We start from the raw sequence: 23226 nt of genomic DNA, 5'->3' as shown, positions 1-23226 counted from the left end.
CGCACTACAAAAAACAGTCTTAAACAAAAGTTAATTCAATATTTAATGCCCTTATGTTTTAGGCTCATCCATCATTAACGCTAACTGCGTGTTTTGTGGTTTAGTGCCAAAATATGCCAAATGTGTGCTCATATCTTTACCAAGGACTAATCTCACGCCAACATCTGCACGCATGTCACTCCGTAGAATAAGCTCTGGAGACTCTGGCAAACTATCTTTTAAAAGCAGAGCCTCTGCATGGTGACCATGACGATACTGAATTTGCGATTTCCTCACATTAAAAGGCTTTTGATTAGTGAGCCTTGTTGCTGCGTACCCTTGGTCTACTAAGAATGTCCCTACTTTAGCCGCCATTCCCGTCACACCATTACCATTAGATACTTCAATTCGTAGTAGTGCTGTGTTAACTTCTTCAGCAATATTTGCAACCTGAACTGGCATATCGCTCATTGGCTGTGTATGTAGCTCATAGACGTTAGGCGCTAACTGTACTAATTTCACGCGACTATCCACTACTGGTACTATATTTGACAGAGATGCTGGCCTGATAATTCCCACATTTTTAGGGAGTACCAGCTCCTGTGCATCAGATTGTTTTGCTAGAGATTTACCTGCAAATATCTCGGTAATCGATGCTGACCTTTGCTCATTGATGACGGCTGATTCACCTTGCAATGAAGAAGCCTCTAGTGATGCTACATGAGCAGACTCAACATTAGCCGCCTGCGTAAAAGCTTGAAATGACTCACCCTTACTACCGGCCTTTGCATACGCCAACCCAAGGTTGTTAAGTGCTTTATGGTTGGACGGATCTAACGTTGTTGCCTGCTTTAAAGCGCTAACTGCCTCTGTATATTGCCCTTGCAAATAATAGGCATAACCTATATTGCTGTATAAATGAGCGGCTCCTGGTGCATAGTGAAGTCCAGTTCTAAATGCATCAACTGCCGCTTGATATTTACCTTGCCTTGCATAAATAACACCCAAACCATTATGGGCTTCTACATAGCGATGATCGGCTGCAATTGCTTTTTGGTAATACGCTATCGCAAGGTCATCGCGTTGCTGCCCTTGATAATATCGACCTAACTTATACATTGCTTCTGGATTAGCATTTAAGTTGCTGGTCTTCACATTTGGACTAATCATCCATGATGGTGCTTCGACTGCCTTCTGATTAGACGCACATGCACTCAATATTGCAACGCAACATGCTAAAGGCAGTATTTTACGTTTACTTTTCATCATTCACCTCCATACAACCGTTTAAGCTAAAGCTTTAACTACTTGTCTTATCCACCTATTGTCCCGAAAGCTATTGCCCCGCCAGTGTCGGCAACAAAATGTTGTGGATACTGATAAAGGCTGGCCCTAACAAGACCAACAGCATCGACGGGAAAATAAAGAAAATAAGTGGAAACAATAACTTAACTGCAATTTTTGCCGCAGCTTCTTCTGCTAGCAAACGGCGTTTAGTGCGTAAAGTTTCAGCATGTACTCTTAATGAATCTGCCACATTGGTACCAAACCGATCTGATTGCACCAGCATGGCCACGAGCGTATCAATATCTTCAACCCCTGTACGTAATGCTAAATTGCGTAATGCCCTTTCACGTGAGCTACCTGCGCGCAACTCTAGGTTAATTAAGTGCAGCTCCTCCCCTAGAATTGGGCTTCTTACGTGCATTTCTTCACCCACTCTAGCAAGTGCTGCATCTAACCCTAAACCTGCCTCAACACAAACAATGATTAAATCTAACGCATCTGGAAAGCTTTCAAATATTTCACGTTTGCGATACGCGATACGTCTTGCTAAAACGACATTAGGAATAATGTAACCAATTGCCGCCAACAGTATCAACATCATCATGAAGTTATTGGGGCTCACAATCATTCCTGCAATCACCGTATACAACACAAACAAAGCGGGTAATGCAATGGTGAGTAACGTTTTAGCAGCAAAGAATAAGATTGGTGTGCCTGCACTACGTAGCCCAGCATTCATAAACCGAACACGTAACTGCGATGTCTCCCATCCTTCTTTAGGTAATGAGAGTTTGGCAATTGGGCCTGTTAACTTAACAATATGGCTTAACCAAACAGGCTCATCTGTCGCTTCTGATAAGTGTGGAGAATCTCCTTTTAATATTTGCAATCTGGCATCTACAGGGCGCGAGTTGAACTGCCCAAAGATAACCATTGCAATGACAAATGCCGTGATAAAAATAAGAACCAGATAAATTATTTGAATTGTGTTCATGATGTTCTCGCTTATTTAATCTGTATCAGACCCTGATTTTGATAATGCGCCACATGGCAAAAATACCAAGCACCATCAATATCAGTGCCATCACTACCATTTTCACGCCCTTTGGATCTGTCCACAGTATGCTCAAGAACTTAGGGTTCATGAGTTGTAGGATAGCCCCCAAGACAAATGGCAATATTGTTAAAATCCAAGCTGATAAACGTCCCTCCGCTGACAGAACACGTACCGTCCCTAGCAATTTCAAACGCGCCCGAATCAACTCGCTAATATTGGCTAATAGCTCAGCCAAATTACCGCCAGTTTCACGCTGAATCAGCACTGCAATCACGAAGTAACTTAAATCAGTGCTTGGTACACGTTCCGCAAGGTTCATCAAGGCTTCAGGCGTTGGAATCCCGTAGTTGATTTCATCAAAAACTATTCTAAATTCAGAAGCAATTGGCTCTGGCATTTCACTACTCACCATCTGCAAGGCACTAGGGAAAGCGTGCCCAGCTGTCATTGCACGACCCATTAAATCTAAGGCACTGGGCAATTGCTGCTCTATCGTATGAATACGCTTTTGCTTAGCATTTAACAAATAAAACAAAGGAACACATGTTGCAAACACTGTCACAACAATGGCTGCGGTAAAACTTAAACCCAGCAGTAGCGTTACCACAAAACCACCAGCAGCCATGAGTAGACAAAGCGCAATGAATCTTGCCACGCTACAATTGAGCCCTGATTGTAAAATGACTTTATCTAATTGATGGATACGAGGAATCTGCAATAACAATCTTTGCATGCCTGGTGCTTGTGCAAGTAACCTTTGCTTAACCAAACTACTTTCGTGGGTATTACTAATCGTCATTGCCTGTAAGCGTTTTTCGATTCTTTTTGCTTCAGGGCCTTTGTAAGCATTCCATGCCAAGTACGCGCCTTCTAAAAAAAGCACTACTGCGAGAAACGCTAGTACCGCAAATAGATAATAGAGATAGTCCATATTAAGCTCCTACTCATACAATCGCATCGGGTCAAACAAGTCGTCTGATACATGCACGCCATGTATACGCAAGCGCTCAACAAATCTTGGCCGTATACCTGTTGCTTTGAAGTGTCCTAGCACTTTGCCATCCTCTGCCACGCCAGTTTGCTCGTATACAAAAATGTCTTGCATCGTGATAATCTCACTTTCCATCCCCGTGATTTCTTTAATGCTGGTTACTTTACGTTTACCATCACTTAAACGAGAAACATGAATTACGACGGTCAATGCCGAGCTAATTTGCTCTCGCATGGCTTTAGTAGGCAAATTAAACCCTGCCATGCCAATCATATTTTCTAAACGAGTCAAAGCATCGCGTGGTGTATTGGCATGCACAGTAGCCATAGAGCCTTCATGCCCTGTGTTCATTGCCTGCAACATATCGACCACTTCAGGCCCCCTCACCTCACCGACGATGATGCGGTCAGGACGCATCCGCAAACTGTTTCTCACTAACATACGCGGCGTGACTTCTCCTTTACCTTCAATATTAGGTGGGCGTATTTCTAAGCGCACAACATGTGGCTGTTGTAGTTGTAACTCAGCAGCATCTTCAATGGTAATAATGCGTTCACTGGATGGAATATACCCAGACAACACATTGAGCAAAGTTGTTTTACCTGTACCAGTACCACCAGATATCAATATATTGACTTTGGATTTCACCAAGCCTTCAAGCACTTCTCCCATTTCTGGCGTTAAGCTTTTATATTGCAAAAAATCTTTCATCAGCAATGGTGTCACCGCAAAACGACGAATCGACAAAATAGCGCCATCAACAGCCAGTGGTGGAATAATCGCATTCACACGAGAGCCGTCAGGTAAGCGCGCATCCACCATTGGGCTAGATTCATCCACACGTCGCCCCACACCAGACACAATCTTATCGATAATTTTTAGCAAATGCTCTTCACTTTCAAATCGCACATCACTGAGCTCCAACTTACCTTTACGCTCAATGTAAATCTGATTGTAGGTGTTGACCAATATGTCTGAAATTGTTGGATCTGCCATTAACGTTTCCAGTGGCCCTAGACCTAGCACCTCATGCTGAATATCACGCACTAAGCTAATACGCTCTGCATCATTAATCGCGACAGCTTCTTCAGTAAGAAGACGCTCTACCAACGTTTTAAGCTCAGACCGCAATAGTACTGGTGCCATATTCTCCATCATGGCTAGGTCAACTCTATCAAGCAGTTTACGGTGAATGCGCGACCTTAACTCTTGGTACACTTTATTACCCATCACAACATCAGTTTGGTTGCTCTGCAGTTCTTGCACCGCATCTTTTTTTACATCTTCTAATCGATCACGTAATGACATAATCAAATTCCTTCCTCAATTCAGCATTTATTCTTATCAACAATCAGTTAATCGACCATGCTGCAATCTCGTTCAAAATAACGATGCATGATGTAACAAGCTATCTAACCAGCCAGATTTCTTAGTTTTTGATACTTCTACTAAATCTTGTGCAACCTCCTGTAAGGCCTTAGTCACTGCATCATTTTTAGCGATTTCCATGATGGGAACACCTTGGTTAACGGAAGCAGAAACCGCTTGATAACTGTTAGGGATGGTTTTAAACACCTTCATGCCTAATGCAATTTCCACATCGGTTAATCGAATATCCCCACCTTTTTCATGTCGATTAAGCACTATCTTCACTTTTTCTTTTGCGTATCCTAATGAGTGAAAAGCATGTAATAAACGTTTTGAATCACGTATAAATGGCAGTGTTTCCTGTAACACGATAAAGATAATATCTGCATGATCAAGCGCCTTAACGCCTGTCGCATTGAGGGTTCTACCAATATCCATTACCACAAAGTCATATTGGGATGTTGTCAATTTAAGTAGTGCATCGATATGCTCAGGCTTAACATCCTGAGCTGACTCTGCGTCTTCTGGCGCAGCCAGTACACTAAAGTTAGGTAAGATATTCACCATCGAAGAACTTAATAATGACGCATCTAACCGTCTGATATTCTTGGCTACATCGGCTAAGGTATTAGATGGCACATGGTCGTTGACAAACAGTACAGCATCGCCAAACTGTAAATTCAAATCTAACAACGCTACCTTAGCTTTGCTAGTTTCCGCCAATATGTAGGCTAGATTACATGCCAAGAAAGTAGCACCACTACCACCCTTACTACCAACAAACGCGATGACCTTGCCTTTTTTGTGATTTGGTATGGCTTGTTTTAGCTTAATATCAAGGCGATCCACGGATGCTTGTAAATCGCCTGCCTGTAGCGGCAAACTCAACACATCTTTCACACCGCTACGCATTGCCGCCATCAAAAACTCTGACGATGCGTTTTCAGACAAAATGATAATGGACACATCTGGATACCTAAGGCAAATATGCTCTAAAATACTGAGCCTTCCACTCTCTACACAGAGTCCATCAATGATTATCATGTCTGGATGCTGCCCCTCTGTGATATGCCCCAGATCATTTAACCCGTCATCAAAGACTAACGAATACCTAGTCGCATCTACGCTTTTTAGACTATGTACAATTTCTTCTCTAAGCACCTTGTTAGGCGAAATCACGATTATTTTCATTTTTTTGCCGCCATTCAATTTAACCTACATACCCTATTTAACCCGTGTAACCCAAACTCTCCGCTGGCATCGTGACTGTTGATGCTGGAATCGGCACCGCAAGAAACGTAAACAACCCAACCATCGGCACATAAGATGCATTAATAATAGAAACCCGCACCAGTGCAATACAACCTGCTGGTCCTGATAAACAAGCGGCTATATTATCTGCCGCACTTGCCGGAAATGGGCTAGGAACCGCACCACTTGCAGTCAAATATTCAATATTGATATTACTTGCAGTGATCTCAGCCCCTGCTGGCAAGCTTGCCCCACCAAAAAGTGCCATCACTTTTGCAGGACTAGTGTTAGAGTTATCAACCCATCTCACCACAGCTTCACGCGCTGCGTGACGCGTCACTTCCTGAACGCTGTTATAAAGATAAAACAACCGTCCAAACTCAATAATGCCAAACAGCAATGTGAATAGCAGTAAGGCAATAATCGCAAACTCAACCGCCGCAGCGCCTCGTTGCTGTGGTTTATGCTTGCTGTAGATTTTCATCATGTTAAGCATCATCATTTCCTTCAATGCATGTATCGCATCGCGGTAGAAGGTGATAGCGTAGCGTTCCACGTTGTTGACCCAATTGGCAGAAAAATTGGAATCCATCCACCAATCGTCATTGGATACGCATTAATCGCTACGGTGACATACACCGGTGCATCGCAATTAGGCTCACAAATCACTGCAACATCAGACGCAGCAAAACTAGGCACTTGTGCGAGCGATGCGGCATCAACAACCATCTGTTTTGCTTTGTCTTTTGTTGTAGTATCGATTGCTACTAACGCACTAACTCTAGTATTAGAAAGGTATCTAGCACCATCACGTGTCGCTTTGGTCAATGCATCGTAGTACCAAAAAGCTCTACCAAACTCTACAATACCGGCCACAAACATCAGCAATATCACCAATAACAAGGCAAACTCAATCGCAGCAGCACCATGCTGTTGTGGCAGCCATGAACTACAGTTAAAATTTAATTGAGTGATTTTCATGATTATCGGTAAAGCTTAATATCACTGGTTGGTAAAGGCGTTGGTAACAAACCGCCAAACTCTACAAAAATATCTCGGTCACCTGGGACATTAGATCTCCTTTGCATGAGGAACCGACCAACAGCAAGCACTGGTGCTGGCCTGCAAACACCACCCGCTGTTGTGCAATCAACAATGACCATATTGAGCACTCTGCGCCCGGCTTTACCTGGTTGGGTAGCCACTGGCGGCGCTGTAAAGAAGTTTCCGCTTCCTTGGGAATATGGAGATGGTTCTGGATAAGACGTAGCCGTATTGCCGCTATACAAGGCTGGCCACTGCCCTACTGTGGCGCCTGAACGGCGAAAACCTGACCACAGCACACCATAATCTGTTGCTGTTCTTAAGCCATATGGCTTAGACATACAAGGGCGGCTTGGTTGTGAGCACAAATTATTAACATTAGCCCTCTGCACAAACTGAATAGTTTGCTTATTAGGGTCTGTGCCCATCCAATCTCTAGGTGCGCCAACGCCTGCATTGTTATAACGATACTCTTTGACGTTGACATCAGGTGGTGCGGTAGCTGGATCACAATTGTTTTGAGGCGTATAGTCACCAAACCTTGAATCAAGCGCAGACAATTGCGGGACAGATATCCCAGTATTGGTGTTAACCGTACCGCCTGCAACTGGTGTAAAACCAGTTTTACCAGTGCATACATAAGGAAGTGTGGCGTTAGTACTGGTTGCAGGGCAAACCCCAGGGACATTTGATTCAGGGTCGATCCAAAACATCGTACCAGGACCAATAGGATTAGCCTCGCTCACTTTATACGACACACCGCGCTCATAGCCAAACTCATGCGTTGTGCCAGGGTCTGGCAACTCACAGATAGCAACTGGCGTAATATCAACTTTGTATTTACCTGCTACCGCCATGCCAAAAGTCTGCGTGGTGCTTGCAATGCTTGGCAACACCTGAATAAACCAAGTATTTAGGCTACGTAATCCTGTGTCTACTTTGACAAAAGTCTTATCTCCCGCCAAGGCATCGGTAGTGACCGAACTAATTGGCACCATACAGCCATCACTTGGGCAACTACCTACCCATATATTGCTAGCATTAATCACAACGGGATTACTATTTAAGTCATAATTATTTTTACCTGCAGCTTCAATCGCCCGAGCCACCGCACTGGTAATGCCAGTAACTCTGCCATTGAGCTCTTTCGCACCGCTGAGCGAAGCAGAGTCTGCTGCATTTTGTAACTCAGTTTTAGCAACATAGAGATGCCCTAGATCCAACACCAAACCAAGCATCCCCACCAGCAACGTCAAGCATATTGCAACAATAATCGCTACCGCACCCTGCTGTTTCTGTATGCTGCGGTTGCTATATTTTGTATGCTTGCTCATGCTGCTCTCCTTCGTTACCCAGTGGGCGCCAAAGTATTACCTTGTTCCACTAGCAGTGCTGCCAGTACCGCCACCACCACTACCGCTCGAGCCAATGCCAATATTAAACACGTTGGGGCTAACAGGTGGTTGTGCAAAAGACTTGTGATATCTATCTATTGCGGCATCTGCTGGCTGACCACCTACCCCAGCGACAGGGTCAGTATTCATCGAAGCATCCGGGTTAATTGTCTGCTGCGCTTTCGCAGCGTTCACTGCCTCACCAAAATGCTCATCAAGTACTGGTGTATTAGTTGCACAACCAGCCATTGCAACAGATGCAATCAAGGCAGATAGAATGGTTTTTAATATTGAGGTGTGCATGACTATCTCCTTATTTCACTTCAAAGCCATCTTGTGCCCCACTTGGCGCTGGCACTGCCGTATTTGGCTGAGGTGCAGGTGCGCTTTGTGCTGGGCTATCAGTTGCTGAGCTATCTGATGCTGGGCTACCATTGTCAGGTTCAGCAGGTTTACCTTCTAACTTCCCATTCAAGAAAAACTCTGTTTTACTTGGTGGGTTAAAGCTATCGGTAGGCAACGCATAGTTAGGTGGTAATGGTTTTACCAACCTAGGTGTCACCACAAACAACAACTCAGTTTTATCTTCTTGGAAAGAACTGCTTCTGAACAACGCGCCAAGAATTGGAATCTCTCCTAAAATTGGGAAGCGACGGATGTTCTCTGTCACATTGTTTTTGATCAAACCAGCAATGGCAAAACTTTGACCATCACGAAGTTGCACTGTGGTAGAAACACGCCTAACGGTAAATGATGGAAACACACTACCACCCACTGTCGTACCGCCTTGATTAAGCTCTGAAACTTCCGGTGCTACCCTTAAGTTGATCATTCCCTCTTCTAACACTGTCGGGGTAAATTTGAGGCCAACACCAAAATCACGCTCTTCCAAGGTAAGTACAGAAGCACCACCACCTGCATTATTTTGTGGTACAGGGATGAAAATTTTACCGCCCGCCAAAAAGCTACCTTCTTGCCCACTGATGGCAATAATATTAGGCTCAGCTAAAATCTTAACCACACCATCTTTGTTCTCGGCATCGATTTTAATTGCCTTACTACCGTGCGTAATTGTTAACAAACCACCTGGAGATAATGGATCAGCCCCAGTCAGGCTTAAAAATCCAGAAGCAATAGCATAAGCAACACCGCCATTACTACGAGAGGCTCCAAATGATGCTCCCAGCTTATCTAACAGGTTTTTTGATACTTCAGCCATTTTCACTTCAAGCATCACCTGTTGTGGTGCTGCTACCTGTAGCATGTTAATAACTTTTTTATCCTTATCTTTACCACCATAAGCCTCTGCCAGCGCCATGGCTCTATCTACTTTCACAGCATCTGCCACCGTGCCACTAAGCACCAAAGAATCTGACGCTGTACTAACTTTAATGCCTTTTTCATTCGGCATGATTTGCTGTAATTTAGCCTGTAAGGAAACAGCATCCATTGCGGTAGTAACAGCAACGACCCTTACATCCATCACCACAGACTGGCCTGATTTATCTAAAATAATCACCATGGTAGAGCCGATGGATTTAGCATGTAACACCACCTCTCGCGGGCTAGTAACATCTACTTGAACCACTTTTTCGTCGTCCACTTTTACCCGTTGCAGATTGACACCGGCAGGCAATCTCACTAAATGCGATTGCCCGAGAGAGAGCTCAACGCTAGGCACAATCTCTGTAGAAGATGGCACAGGCCGAACTGCTTTCTTGGGTGTTACCGCGGCTACCAAAATATTTTGCATACCTACTTGAGGTTCCGCTGCATATACTGGTGCCATTGAAAGCAACGTCATTCCTAACATGGCAGCCAAAAGATTACTCACACAGTTCCTTAACTGACTGTGTAAAAACTGATCGCGTCTGATCTTGTGCTTGTTCATCTCATTTCTCCCTGACAATATGCCGTTTCGCTTCCAAATTTCGATACGAGCTAGGCGCTGCCTAAGTATTCACCTCACAGTACCCACTTAACCCATCACCATTGCTTCGATCTCACTGTCTTTTGAAACTAAGCGCTTCAACTCATCCTTCAATTCATTAATGCCTCATGAACATTTAAACGAAAAGGTTACTCAGCAGCAGGTTTAAACTCCTCAACCGTCTTGGTTGCACCACGTACTACCTCAACCTGTTCAAAAGATGGTTTTCTTACTGCAGACACTTTACGTACAGACACTTTCTTCACAACCGTTTTAACCTGAGGTTGTTGTAGCGCCACCATCGGTTGCTCTACACGATTAAGCAGGTCTTTCTTGGTTGATCCTTCGGTAGTCACCACACTGGTATCAATCTGGTTACGCAACACCAATGACAAAGTGCCAACACTGCGTGCAAGGTCTAGCTTTTCTGCTTGATCTGGTGTCACCTCAAGTGTCACTGCATTCACCACTTTAGGTTTAGTCTCGTCTCGGTTTTGCTCTTGTGCCACAGCCAACACCATAATGTGCTCAAGTACAATTTTTGAAATGCTCTTGTTCACATTCTCAGCCTTGACTGTTTCATCCTCGGTATTCACTACAATATCGACATAATTACCGGGTAAAGCAAAACCAGCCACACCCACCACATCATTCACCCTAACAGTCATGGCGCGATTACCCTGCGCAATCACTGCAGACAAACCACCGGTTGCGCCAAGCGGTGCCAATTTAGACTCCAGCACAGGCTCACCTCGTAACAAACTAGTTTTCACTACCCTCGTATCTAAAGTTTTCATATCTTCAGTCGCACCTGCAGGCACGCTTCCTCTTGGCCAATCAGCCAACTTAAGCATTTGCGGTGTAAGTGGCGTACCTAAATCAATATCAATGGCTGCCACAACCACTTTACTAGAGGCCATCGTAGCCGTTTGTTGAGAGATCCAGCGTGAGGCCAATACAACAGCACCTAACCCTATACCGACTGAAACCACAATCATTAAAAATGCTCTTGGATTTTTCATCTGTCATCCCCTTTATTTTCTGTTCTCATCAACATGTCGTGACGCATTCATTAATCGTGGGCAAAATAGTTATTCCATGCCCAATCCAGCAAATCTTTACTCATGGTTGCCGGCTGATTCTCATAACGTGCTATATCTCTTAATTGCTCCAATATATCTCTAGGGATACAGGCAGATAATGGCCTACCTGTCTTGTAATGATGCTCATGCAAAAGGTAATTAAACCCCTCTTCGCTAAATGGAATATTAATCTCATCGCAAACCTGTTTAGCAATCACGCGATATTCATCCTCGCTTAATGGCCCAACATAAATTTTGTAACCAAGACGACGTAAAAACGCCTCATCTGCCAGTTTGCTAGGGGCTAAATTAGTGGAGAACACCACAATCACATCAAAGGGCAACATGAACTTTTTGCCGGTATGTAACGCTAAATAATCTACATGACGATCTAGCGGCACAATCCAACGATTCATAATATCGATGGCTGGCGTCAACTGACGACCCAAATCATCAATAATTAACAAGCCATTATTGGCCTTTACTTGAGGGGGAGCCTGATAAAAGCGAGCGCTCTCATCAAAATCTAAATCCAACATGGAAAGCGTTAACTCGCCACCAGTTTTAATCACAGGCCGGTGACATGTCACCCAGCGCTGGTCTGACTGCGTTCTTCTGTCTAGGCTGAGGCCGCCAACATCATCTTCTGGTAAAGATTGACGATGACTAAGCGGATCAAATACCTGAATCACTTCGTTATCCACCACAATTGCATGTGGAATCGCAACATCTCCTGATAACAAGCCAGCCAAATGTTCTGCAATAAACGTTTTACCGCTACCAGCGGGCCCATATACAAATATCGCGCGGCCAGAGTTCATGGCTGCGCCAAATTGTTTAAGAATGCGCTCTTTAATGACTAAACCATCAAACACATGAGCCAACTGTTCACGTGTCACATGCATGTTAGTGACGGACTGCTGTCGAACCTGTTTGATATAAGAAGATAAACTGACGGGTGCAGGACCCACATATTGATTTTTACGTAGATAATCCTCTGCCCGTAACCGTCCCAATTCAGTGAGGTTATAAGCAATCGCTGTTTCCGCTTCACTGCTACGCACAGCCTCGCACATGCGTTCTGTCCGCATAAATGCAAGCAATGGCTCAAGTACTGCAACGGGTAATTTGGCGTAAAAAACCAGATCCATTAAACGCATCTGGCCACGTAAAAATAAAGCTTTTGTCAAAAGCTCTACAATAAATTGAAAACTAAGCCCAGTTTCATCAATAGTGCGCGGCTGCATCGGAACTAAGGTTTTACGCCGTTCTTGCTGCTCTTGCTGCGCATGTTCTGTGAGGCCTATTTTCATGATCTCATTCACTTTTTCGGTTAATTTTTTAATTTATTTTTTGTATTATCTTTATTCGTTTCGGGCTACACCCTCACTTAACCAATACGTAAACTTAACAAGCAAACTTAATAACCAAACATAGCGCGCTTTAACTCTCCATCACATCAACTTACTCATTAACATTTAGTTTCTTCACTATCAATGTCATACCTAGTAATGTCATACCCAATCACTACAAGCGCTGCCAAATCAGGTAAGCAAAGGTGCCTAATGTAATTGCTACTGCATAAGGTAACTTTCCTACCGAAACTGGTAAATCATTCATCAACGGTGCCTGACCCGCGCTCAATTTAACCGCACTACCGTAGAGCATGAGCTTAACGTTTTGCAACATAGGCCCTAACTGTTTTGACCACATCACCACCAATATCGCCATCACGCCTCCTACTACAAATGTTGCTAACACAGCGCCTAACACATCATTAGGACCCAAAAAAGCACCTACCATCCCCATCAACTTCACATCTCCTGCACCCATAGCACGTAACCAATAAAGTGGTAACAATACTGCCATCCCTACCCCAAACCCTTTCAGTGCAGCCAACCAACCTAATGCACCAGGTATCTGTGTATTAAATCCCCAGCCTTCAGGTAATACTCCATTTAAAACAACACCAAGCACTACGCCAATTAACACTATTTTGTTAGAGATACGGTGGCTGCTAACATCCTGTCTAGCTGCCAATAACAGCAACAAAACCATTGGCAGTATCGCTAACAAACCCATCAGTTTTGGCGTCATTTTGGCACCTCTTCACCTTGCTAAATCTTCAATCAATACAGCTAGCAATCGTAGCCTTGATTAATGTCACCTATCCCCCTTGGAAATTCCAAGTAACATCGGTTTATTACTACACATCAAGACTACAATTGCCGTCCCATATGCCACTATGGACAAGCTGCAGGTGTACCACCGAGTGCAGTTGCAACACTTCTGAAAGTTTCGCAAACACGATCACCTGTTGTTGTCACAGCGGCGATAATCACTACCGCAATAAGCGCTGCAATCAACGCATATTCAATAGCAGTAACGCCCTCTTCGTCGTTAATGAAACGCTGTAAACCTAAATATAAACTTTTCATTTTGAAACTCCTTTTTATTGAAAAATACGTGCTACAAAACTACAATTGCTTACTGCTTTAGTGTTTCCTCACCTTGCGGCAATTAATTTTTATTATTCCTTTATCAGCCATGTTATTACGCCGATATGCGTAATCTACTGCAATCAATCAAGCACTAATATACGAGCGAGCACTTAACCTGTTAGAGCGGTTGTATAAAACACACATCAATTAACTTTTAATCTATAATGAATCAGCAAGTTACCTTATGTGTATCTCGATATTTGATAAGGATTCTTCTTGGCCTACCCATTACAGAGCTTAAGCTTTCAAACCTTGTTTGACGCAGTCGCTGATGCGATGTTACTAATGAGCAGCACTGGGCAAGTGGCTCAAGCAAACACTGCACTACAGCAGCTGTTAGGTTATACAGCACAAGAAATCATCGGCCTTGAAGTTGAGGCGCTCATCCCTCAGCGCTATCGAGACCATCACCGCCGCTATCGAATGGCCTTTATACAAAACCCAGAAAAACGCCCCATGGCTAGTGGGAATGAGCTTTTTGTATTAACCAAAGATGGCAAAGAGCTCGCCATCGATATCGGGCTTAGCCCCATTCACCATGAAGATCAGCTTTATATACTAGTCACTTTTTACACCGTATATAAACGCCAAGAAATGGAACAAGCCTTACGCATCAGCGAAGAACGGTTAAGACTTGCAAAAAAAGCTGCGAGATTAAATGTTTTCGACTTTGATGCAAATCTAGAGATGCGCAACGAAAATGATCAATTGCTCGCATTCTGGGGAGCAGACCCCAAACAAGCAGATCAATATGACACAAAAGTTTCAATGATCCACCCACAAGACAGTGCGCTTAGAGAGTCAGCCATGCGCCATGCAACCGACCCGGCAAGTGATGGTGAGTTTAACGTAGAGTACCGTGTCATCAACCCAGCAGACAATTCAATACACTGGGTATCCGCAATCGGCAAAGCACATTTTAAAGATGGCCATGCAACTAGACTATTGGGCGTAGCAAGAGACATCACCGAGCAAAAACTGCTTGAAAAGAAACTGCAAGATCAACATACCGAAACTGAAACACTTTTTGCAAAAGAAGTTGCCTCACAAACTGCTTCAGCCATTGCACATGAAATTAACCAACCGTTAACTGCAATCTCAGCCTATAGCGAAGTGGCACTACACGCACTAGAGCAAAATATTATTGATTCAAACAGCCTAAGACGTGCGCTAGAAGGCTGTGTAACACAAGCGCAACGTGCTGGTGGCAGCCTGCACGAACTACTCGCTTTTCTGCAAAAAGGCGAATTAATCAGAGACCACCTAGACATTAATCATGCTGTAAAAGAAGCGTTGGTCATCGCAAAAAGTTATGGATACTCCGATTTTCATCCAATGTTAAAGTTGGAAACCAACATGCGGCAGGTACTAGGTAACAAAACTCAAGTGCTAAAAATATTAGTCAACCTGTTAAGAAATGCGGTTGAAGCGATGCGTGATGCAGAAACAACATCATCGGCAATTAGCATTACCGTTCGCACTAACTCAAATATCAATATGGCGCATGTCACCATACAAGATATTGGCCCGGGCCTTAGCGACGAAATTGCCAAACGTATATTTGAACCATTTTTTACCACAAAACCTAAAGGTATCGGCATGGGGCTTGCCATTAGTCGAACATTAGCAGAAGCTAATGGTGGCCAACTCTGGTTAGATCCCGATATCAAAATAGGTGCAACCTTTCACTTCACGCTTCCATTTGTACAATGAAAACCACAACCCCTACTGTTTATATTATTGATGATGACCATGCGATTCGCGACTCATTAGCACTGATGATTGCCCAAGAAAATATTCCAGTGATGGCATTTGAAAGCGCAGAGGCATTTCTAGCCGTTTGCCCACAAGAATGCTCAGGATGTGCAATTATCGACTACCGAATGCCAGATATGGACGGCCTGCAACTGCAAGAAGAGCTCGCAAAACGCAACATATCACTACCGATTATTTTCTTAACAGGTCACGGCAATATTCCAACCAGCGTTAAAGCCATTAAAGCTGGCGCGATAGATTTTCTAACAAAACCAGTAAGACGAGAAAAACTAATCAACGTTGTCACCACCGCGATGATGGAGTCACAGAAAACACTCGCAGAAAGCGCCAGCTGTAAAGAAGCTGAAAAATGCATCGCCAGCCTAACCGAGCGAGAATATGACGTAATGTTGTTGGCAATCCAAGGACATCACAATAAAGACATCGCACGAAAGCTTGGCATTAGCCATCGCACTGTAGAAATTCATAAATCTAACATCATGCATAAAACTGGCGCAAATCATGTGCTGGATTTAGCACGTATCGCCCATAAAAGCGGCTTAAAAGAGTAGGTCTTGTGTGGTGACTTAGCACGCATGCCGCATCCATTTTGAGGATATTTAAATAAGTCATTTTTACTTCAAATACTTAACTCAGGTTAAGTTGACCTATGCAATCCATTTAAAAGTTGATGGTGCCTGATCCACTGATTTGTACATGATTTAAGTTCTTAACATCAATGCCTACTACAACTCATCCAGCAATCCATCAAAAATACATATTATTAAAATAATAATACTATGCTCAGCTTTCATATCAATCTTTAACGATAGGGAACAGACCTCATTTCTTAAATCCAGCACATTGAAGCGTCATCATTAATCTTGGTCTGTCCCTAATTACTTTTTTAACAGTTTAATTAAGGCCGGTTTCAGCTAAAAATCGATTAAAACATTCATTAACAATCACTTCAGCATTTATATCAACAGCCTTATAGTTTTCAGCCTTCCATTGCTCAAGAGGCATTTTATTTTTTGCCGAGTTGGCACAACTAACTGTCTTCAGCGCATGTAGTTTTCCTTCTTTTTGTTCCAGTACACTAACTTGTAGGTGATAGTTCAAAGCGTAATCTTGGCTGGTAAGGAAAGATACATAACCTAGCTCCCACAATGGTGTATTTACCGCAATAGATAACTCACGATTATTTGGGGTCGATGGCTGTGCTTTAGTAGTGAGATAGTTAGAAAGTTTTTTTGCAAGTGCTAAGTCAGCACCCTTGCCTGCTGCTACCACATAACTATCTGGTAAGGCTTGTTGTAAGTTCTGATTAAACGATTGCATTATCTGCATATTGGCTTGCATTTGTTGTGCATTCACAGCGCCAGCACTACTGCCCACCGCACTGGAAACAACTGATGCCACGACGAAATTACCAACCGCTTGTGCTTTTGTTCTTTCTGAAAGCTCAGCTGGTTTCGCAATAGGTGTAACCGCGACGTGGCTATTTAATACCGCATCTCTTAAAACATTCTTCGGTGTGACTGGTGTTGTAGAACAGGCAGATATGGCAACCACAAGCGAAGCAGATAGCACAAGGGTTAAAGGTAGTTTTTGCATCTTTAGTTAATTCCTATGAGGGTGGTAATAAAAAGTTTAAGTGAATAAAAATACTGATGAGATAAAGCTATGCAATGAATAGTGGCTGGTCTTATTTACTTAGTAAGACTTGAGCTTCATTACACTCAAACATAATCTACGATGCATAGAGGCTTGTATAACATGCTGATTTGATTACTTCGGCATCTGTTTCTATGCATAATGCGGGCTAATGGTGAGCGTGATGACTTGTATTTGAGCGTTGTTGGTGATGACGTTAAGGTTACCCACACGTCATTTATCAGCATGATGATTATTTTCAGAAATAATATCCGACACGCTTGCATTAAAGTTAACTCAGGCTCTAAGTTAACAATTGTTTACAATAAGTGTGTATGGGAATTAATGAGATATTGATGCAAGCACATATCTCATTATCTTAATTTCTATCGCGCTAGCACATTGATGTAGATAAGCATTTTTTTATAAAATCATCTGTTAAAATACCGTATTACATATCACTGCAACTGCCATGCCTAAGTACTTGACCGCCGCTTTATACAAATTTGTTAGCTTGCCTGAATACGAAACCTTGCAAGCGCCTATTCTTGCTGCTTGTAAAATTCACCACATCAAAGGCACGCTACTGCTTGCGGAAGAAGGTATCAATGGCACAATTGCGGGCCTACCGGATGATATTCATCAGATACTGAGCTATTTGCGCACCAATCCACTATTTGCCGGAAAATTTGCAGATTTGGAACACAAAGAATCTTTTGCTGATGAACATCCGTTTTATCGCATGAAGGTAAAACTTAAAAAAGAAATCGTTACACTAGGTGTGCCTGGCGTCAGCCCTACTAAAAAAGTGGGAACCTATGTGAAACCTGAGGATTGGAATGCTTTAATCTCAGACCCTGACGTTGTGTTAATTGATACACGGAATGACTATGAAGTGGATATTGGCACCTTCAAAGGTGCAATTGATCCAAAAACAACGACTTTCCGTGAGTTTCCAGAGTATGTGGCGAAGAATTTTGACAAAACTAAGCACAAAAAAGTAGCGATGTTCTGTACCGGTGGGATTCGCTGTGAGAAAGCGTCTTCCTATATGCTGGACCAAGGGTTTGATGAAGTCTTTCACTTACAAGGCGGTATTCTAAAATACTTAGAAACCGTGCCTGAAGAACAAAGTATGTGGGAAGGTGAATGCTTTGTATTTGACCAGCGCGTCGCTGTTAAACACAACTTAGAGGTTGGAGAGTTTGACCAGTGCTATGCCTGCAGACATCCGCTATCGCCAGCAGAAATGAAAAGTGAACAATACGTTGCTGGTGTTTCCTGTCCGCATTGTTACGATAAGGTATCAGAGGAAAAACGCACAAGATTGCTAGAAAGACAAAAACAAGTTGCCCTAGCAAAACAACGTGGTGAAACACATATTGGTGAAAAACAAAAATAGATGTGTACCGCTCGTGAAAAAGAAGCAATCAGCGCCTATTTCAAGCTACTTGAAAAGAAAGGTGCAAAGAGCGGCATGCTTTATAAGCGCTCATTATTTTTAGATCAATTTATTCCTTTACTGAAAAATCAGCCGCTTGAGCGCTCAACCTACAGCAAGGCGATTGAAAAAGTAATCAAAACCATTCCTGCTGATATCTGGCACGACAGCCTGAATACGGCTAGAGAGTTTTATCCATTTTGGATGCAAGACATCAAAGCTATCGCAGCATTTAGCCGACAAGGTGGTTTTGATATACAACCATTAAAATGGCAGCCAACACCAACCTCACTTAAAGTGCTGACTGACCATTTAAAAACTGCGAAATATGACATAACAGATACTAGGCTGTTGACTACTTACGCCGAGGCATTAAAAAATAAAGGCGCAAATCAACAACTGCTAGATAACCGCCTTAACCTTGCAAAAATACTGCTTTTACAATTAAAAGGCGCCCCCACTGATGATGCAAGGGTTTATCGGGTTGCAGTTGATGTAACGTTACCTTTATTTAAAATTGATGAAAACAAGCAGTTATTTTTGCTAGTAATCCGTGAGTTTTATCAATACTGGATAGATAATCCTGATAAAAATTTAGGGTCAGAGCAGGGAATAGAAGTTACTTTTATAGACTAGACCCATCATGGCAAACCTATCAGCACTGCCAGCAGATCTTGTAGCCCCCATTGATGACAATGCAGCACAGCATCTTGAAGGCATGAGCTTACCTGCGTTGACACTGACAGGCACAGACAATATATGCATTGATTTGGCTGAGCTAAAAGCCAGACATGTGATCTACATCTACCCCATGACAGGACGACCAGAGATTCCTTTGCCAGATGGCTGGGATCAAATACCCGGAGCGCGTGGTTGCACACCACAGTCTTGTGCATTTCGTGACCATTATGCAGAACTACAAGCACTTAATGTTAATGTGTTCGGCCTGAGTAGTCAGTCAACTGAATATCAACTTGAAGCGCGCGAACGACTACATCTTCCATTCCAATTATTAAGCGACCATACGTTGCAAATAAGAGATCAACTCAAGCTACCAACGTTTTCTGTTCTTGGCATGACGCTGTACAAACGTTTAACGATGATTGTCGACAATGGGCAGATTACAAAAGTGTTTTACCCTGTATTTCCACCAGATCGCAATGCGGATGATGTCATTACGTGGTTACACGACAACCCATTAGCGATCAAATAGCAAGCGGCATCACTCTGTGCTAGCATGCAATTTAGGGATATCTAAATTGCATCCAATAATGAAGTGAAATTAACGTGCACAATACACTCCGCATTGCCACTTTCAATATCCACAAAGGATTAACACACTTTAATACTAGTTTCTCGTTGCATCACCAACGCGATCTGTTACGCAAACTACATGCAGATGTTGTGTTTCTACAGGAAGTGCGTGATGTGCATAACGACCACAGTAAGCGTTTTGATGCGTGGCCAACAACTGGGCAGATGGAGTTTTTAGCGGATACCGTATGGAAAGAATACGCCTACGGCAAAAATTCAGTATACCCTGCAGGCCATCATGGTAATGCTTTATTATCAAAATTCCCGATTATTAAAACAACCAATATCGATATTTCAGCACACAGCACAGAAGAGCGTGGCATGCTACATACCGAAATCCACGTACCTAACTGGAATGAGCCGTTACATACCATATGTGTACATTTAGGACTATTTGCACGCTGGCGCAAACAACAGCTGTTGATGATTAGAGAATATATTCAACAGCAGATTCCACCACACTCCCCATTAATTGTTGCAGGTGATTTTAATGACTGGGGCATGCGCTCTGGCAGAAACTTTGCCCATCAGGTTGGGCTGCAGGAGGTGTTTGATCATCACACAGGCAAGCCTGCACGTAGCTTTCCCTCTTGGCTGCCGATTCTAAGGCTAGATCGTATTTATACTCGCGGGTTTAAAATTCAGCATGTAGAGGTTCACTCCGGTGCACATTTTGTTAAACTCTCCGATCATGCAATGTTATCTGCAACATTAATCAAGGGGCATTAAGCGTGATGCATTTCATCAGCGGAAATCATATTCAGCTGTTACGAAACGGCGTTGAGTACTTCCCTGCCCTTGAGCATGCCTTTGACCATGCGCAACACCACATTTATTTACAAACCTATATTTACGAAGCTGACCAGGTAGGCAGACGTATTGGCGATGCCATGATGAGGGCTGTGAATCGCGGTGTTTCAGTGTACGTGCTGATTGATGGGTTCGGCTCAAAGACATTACCTCAAGCTTACATTGAGTCCCTAAGAGCCGCTGGCATTAATGTCATGATTTATCGCCAAAAGATATCGCCATGGACGTTTAAAAAAAACCGACTACGCAGGTTACATCAAAAAGTGGTGGTGGTGGACGATCTCGTTGCATTTGTTGGCGGTATTAACATTATTGATGACCATAATGTCCCACACCAAACCGCGCCAAGAATTGATTATGCGGTACGTATACAAGGGGCGCTGTTGCCTGTGATTGCAAATAGTGTAAAGAAACTATGGCAACATCTGGCATGGCTACACTTTCACAGTAAACCCACCTTTAGCCCTACACCTCGCACACCAACTCACTATGCAAAAGAAAGCATCAAAGCTGCTTTTGTAACGCGTGACAACATACTGCACAGACGTGATATTGAAGCCGCGTATTTGAAAGCCATTCATAGTGCCAAGCATGAAATCATGATTGCCAATGCCTACTTTATCCCTGGCCGGCGATTTCGTAAGGCTTTAATCAGTGCGGCCAAACGTGGGGTCAAAGTCAAACTGCTGCTACAAGGCCGCAAAGAATACTTTTTAATGTTTGCAACCCATGCTTTTTATCAGGTTTTTCTAAAAAATGGAATTGATATCTATGAATATCGAAAAAGCTTTATGCATAGTAAGGTTGCTGTGATTGACCAAGAATGGGCCACAGTAGGTTCATCCAATATCGACCCATTTAGCTTATTTTTAGCACGAGAAGCAAATATTTTTGTGAAAGACAAACATTTTTCAGCCACGCTACACCAAGATATTGCCATTGCTATCAATGACGGCGCGCATCAAATTAATGCGAATGAATGGTCTAAAGGTAACACTGCAAAGCGCTTACTATCTTGGGTAGCGTATGGTCTAGTACGCTTATTTTTAGGCGTCATTGGATACACTGATAAACATTAAGCTATTAAAAAATTCTGGTCTGACTTGACCAAAAATACTGAATTATTTCAATCTGTTCAATTTCATTGAACTTTAACCAGCCATACTTGACCAAATTGGTCGAGCATTTATAAAAATACAGCCACGTGATTGTTGCATTCAAGGTTGAGCTGGTGCTTAACAATACGCTGTATCTAGCAATAATAAAATAAAGAAAGATCACTATGCAGCTTACAAGCTTAGCCATTAATCTTGCAGAGAATGGGAAAATTCCAGATTGCTTAATAAGATATGGCATCCGTAACCTTTCTAAACAACGTTTAGCTGAAATCGATGCAAACGACTGTGAAAAAAGTGCTGAAATACAGACTAAGTTTATCGAGGCAATGAATACAGCTTCCGTAGCGCTTGTGCCAGAGCTTGCTAATGCACAACATTACGAGCTTCCATCCGAGTTTTTTTCTCTGTGCTTAGGTATTCACAAAAAATATAGCAGCTGCTTCTGGCTACCGGATACTAAATCTCTAGATGAAGCTGAAGCAAATGCTTTAGATTTAAGTTGCGCACATGCTGACTTAAAAGATGGGCAAACCATATTAGAGTTAGGTTGTGGTTGGGGCTCTCTTACACTTTGGATGGCCGCTCGTTATCCTAACTCTAAAATTACAGCAGTGTCCAACGCTAACTCTCAACGTGAATACATTACAGCACGCGCAAAAGAAAGAGGCTTGAATAACATACGCGTCATTACCTGTGACATGAACCATTTTGACCCATCTGATTACGGCAATGAGCAGTTCCACCCCAAAAGTGGTTTTGATCGAGTGGTGTCAGTTGAGATGTTTGAGCACATGCGCAACCACAAAGTGCTATACAAAAAAATACATGACTGGCTAATCCCGGGCGGTAAATTTTTTATGCATATTTTTGTACATAAAAGCACTCCTTACTTATTTGAAGTACAGGGTGATGATGATTGGATGAGTCAGTTCTTCTTTTCTGGTGGCATGATGCCCAGCGATGACTTACCTTTGAACTTTCAATCAGACCTACAATTAGTGAAACGCTGGCGCTGGGATGGCACACACTATGAAAAAACTGCCAATGCTTGGCTTGAAAACATGGACAAGCAACATGATGCAATCACCCCTATTTTAGAAAACACTTATGGGGTTGAGCATGTAGAGCAATGGCGTAACCGTTGGCGCATATTTTTTATGGCCTGTGCCGAGTTGTTTGGCTATAAAAATGGTCAGGAATGGTGGGTAACTCACTACCAATTCGAACGTCCTTCTTAATAGATGAAAA

23 protein-coding genes are annotated in these 23226 nt (G+C 43.0%); 8 read left to right on the top strand and 15 right to left on the bottom strand.

The annotated features are described in order from the left end of the window. Positions 1-51: 51 nt before the first annotated feature. The 14 genes from FG24_RS08815 to FG24_RS08750 form a co-directional block, all read right to left on the bottom strand. Positions 52-1248 (bottom strand): LytR C-terminal domain-containing protein, encoded by a 1197-nt coding sequence (locus FG24_RS08815; RefSeq protein WP_081880968.1) that lies wholly within the window; start codon positions 1246-1248, stop codon positions 52-54. A 67-nt stretch (positions 1249-1315) separates the two neighbouring features. After that, a complete protein-coding gene (locus FG24_RS08810; protein WP_036302648.1) occupies positions 1316-2260 on the bottom strand; it encodes a type II secretion system F family protein in 945 nt (314 codons plus the stop codon). Positions 2261-2285: 25 nt separating this feature from the next. Next, entirely contained in the window at positions 2286-3254 is a 969-nt protein-coding gene (locus FG24_RS08805) for a type II secretion system F family protein (protein WP_036302646.1), read from the bottom strand. Positions 3255-3263: 9 nt separating this feature from the next. After that, positions 3264-4622, bottom strand: a complete 1359-nt coding sequence (locus tag FG24_RS08800; RefSeq protein WP_036302644.1) for a CpaF family protein — start codon at positions 4620-4622, stop codon at positions 3264-3266. Positions 4623-4694: 72 nt separating this feature from the next. After that, entirely contained in the window at positions 4695-5873 is a 1179-nt protein-coding gene (locus FG24_RS08795) for an AAA family ATPase (protein WP_036304154.1), read from the bottom strand. A gap of 37 nt (positions 5874-5910) precedes the next feature. Continuing rightward, on the bottom strand, positions 5911-6420 hold the full coding sequence (locus FG24_RS08790; protein ID WP_036304152.1) for a TadE/TadG family type IV pilus assembly protein: 510 nt from the start codon (positions 6418-6420) through the stop codon (positions 5911-5913). A gap of 20 nt (positions 6421-6440) precedes the next feature. Beyond that, positions 6441-6914: a TadE/TadG family type IV pilus assembly protein gene (locus FG24_RS08785; protein WP_051901493.1), complete on the bottom strand. Its 474-nt coding sequence runs from the start codon at positions 6912-6914 to the stop codon at positions 6441-6443. 2 nt (positions 6915-6916) lie between these two features. Beyond that, the gene (locus FG24_RS08780; protein WP_036302642.1) at positions 6917-8311 is read right to left on the bottom strand and encodes a pilus assembly protein TadG-related protein; all 1395 of its coding nucleotides are present in this window, start codon (positions 8309-8311) and stop codon (positions 6917-6919) included. Between the two features lie 36 nt (positions 8312-8347). Beyond that, positions 8348-8674, bottom strand: a complete 327-nt coding sequence (locus tag FG24_RS08775) for a hypothetical protein (protein WP_036302640.1) — start codon at positions 8672-8674, stop codon at positions 8348-8350. A gap of 10 nt (positions 8675-8684) precedes the next feature. Continuing rightward, positions 8685-10205 carry a type II and III secretion system protein family protein gene (locus tag FG24_RS08770; RefSeq protein ID WP_235189746.1) on the bottom strand — a complete coding sequence of 507 codons (1521 nt, stop codon included), beginning with the start codon at positions 10203-10205 and terminating at the stop codon, positions 8685-8687. A 245-nt stretch (positions 10206-10450) separates the two neighbouring features. Next, a complete protein-coding gene (cpaB, locus tag FG24_RS08765; protein ID WP_036302636.1) occupies positions 10451-11323 on the bottom strand; it encodes a Flp pilus assembly protein CpaB in 873 nt (290 codons plus the stop codon). A gap of 50 nt (positions 11324-11373) precedes the next feature. After that, positions 11374-12696 (bottom strand): ATPase, encoded by a 1323-nt coding sequence (locus FG24_RS08760; protein WP_036302634.1) that lies wholly within the window; start codon positions 12694-12696, stop codon positions 11374-11376. 214 nt (positions 12697-12910) lie between these two features. Continuing rightward, positions 12911-13480 (bottom strand): A24 family peptidase, encoded by a 570-nt coding sequence (locus tag FG24_RS08755; protein ID WP_051901492.1) that lies wholly within the window; start codon positions 13478-13480, stop codon positions 12911-12913. Positions 13481-13626: 146 nt separating this feature from the next. Beyond that, on the bottom strand, positions 13627-13821 hold the full coding sequence (locus tag FG24_RS08750; RefSeq protein ID WP_036302631.1) for a Flp family type IVb pilin: 195 nt from the start codon (positions 13819-13821) through the stop codon (positions 13627-13629). Positions 13822-14100: 279 nt separating this feature from the next. Here FG24_RS08750 and FG24_RS08745 point away from each other — a divergent pair, with 279 nt between their 5' ends. After that, positions 14101-15597 (top strand): PAS domain S-box protein, encoded by a 1497-nt coding sequence (locus tag FG24_RS08745; protein ID WP_036302629.1) that lies wholly within the window; start codon positions 14101-14103, stop codon positions 15595-15597. After that, positions 15594-16211, top strand: coding sequence for a response regulator transcription factor (locus FG24_RS08740; protein WP_036302627.1), 618 nt, complete (start codon positions 15594-15596; stop codon positions 16209-16211). Before FG24_RS08745 ends, FG24_RS08740 begins: the two co-directional genes overlap by 4 nt. A 343-nt stretch (positions 16212-16554) precedes the next feature. On the opposite strand, the gene FG24_RS08735 is transcribed toward FG24_RS08740, so the two are convergent. Beyond that, positions 16555-17256, bottom strand: coding sequence for a hypothetical protein (locus FG24_RS08735; protein ID WP_036302625.1), 702 nt, complete (start codon positions 17254-17256; stop codon positions 16555-16557). A gap of 511 nt (positions 17257-17767) precedes the next feature. Here FG24_RS08735 and FG24_RS08730 point away from each other — a divergent pair. From FG24_RS08730 to FG24_RS08705, 6 genes are all read left to right on the top strand, one after another. Then, on the top strand, positions 17768-18697 hold the full coding sequence (locus FG24_RS08730) for a rhodanese-related sulfurtransferase (RefSeq protein ID WP_036302623.1): 930 nt from the start codon (positions 17768-17770) through the stop codon (positions 18695-18697). Further along, positions 18698-19372 carry a hypothetical protein gene (locus FG24_RS08725; protein ID WP_036302621.1) on the top strand — a complete coding sequence of 225 codons (675 nt, stop codon included), beginning with the start codon at positions 18698-18700 and terminating at the stop codon, positions 19370-19372. Positions 19373-19379: 7 nt separating this feature from the next. Next, a complete protein-coding gene (locus FG24_RS08720) occupies positions 19380-19949 on the top strand; it encodes a peroxiredoxin (protein ID WP_036302619.1) in 570 nt (189 codons plus the stop codon). 74 nt (positions 19950-20023) lie between these two features. Continuing rightward, complete coding sequence (locus FG24_RS08715) at positions 20024-20779, top strand: endonuclease/exonuclease/phosphatase family protein (protein WP_036302617.1); 756 nt, start codon at positions 20024-20026, stop codon at positions 20777-20779. A gap of 5 nt (positions 20780-20784) precedes the next feature. Next, positions 20785-21939, top strand: coding sequence for a cardiolipin synthase ClsB (gene clsB, locus FG24_RS08710; RefSeq protein ID WP_036304144.1), 1155 nt, complete (start codon positions 20785-20787; stop codon positions 21937-21939). Between the two features lie 203 nt (positions 21940-22142). After that, positions 22143-23216: an SAM-dependent methyltransferase gene (locus FG24_RS08705; RefSeq protein WP_036302615.1), complete on the top strand. Its 1074-nt coding sequence runs from the start codon at positions 22143-22145 to the stop codon at positions 23214-23216. Positions 23217-23226 lie beyond the last annotated feature (10 nt).

Source organism: Methylotenera sp. L2L1, from assembly GCF_000744605.1.
In the GTDB taxonomy this organism is placed as follows: Bacteria; Pseudomonadota; Gammaproteobacteria; order Burkholderiales; family Methylophilaceae; genus Methylotenera.
The sequence above is the reverse complement of the archived record's forward strand: the minus strand, read 5'-3'. Positions and strand labels throughout refer to the sequence as shown.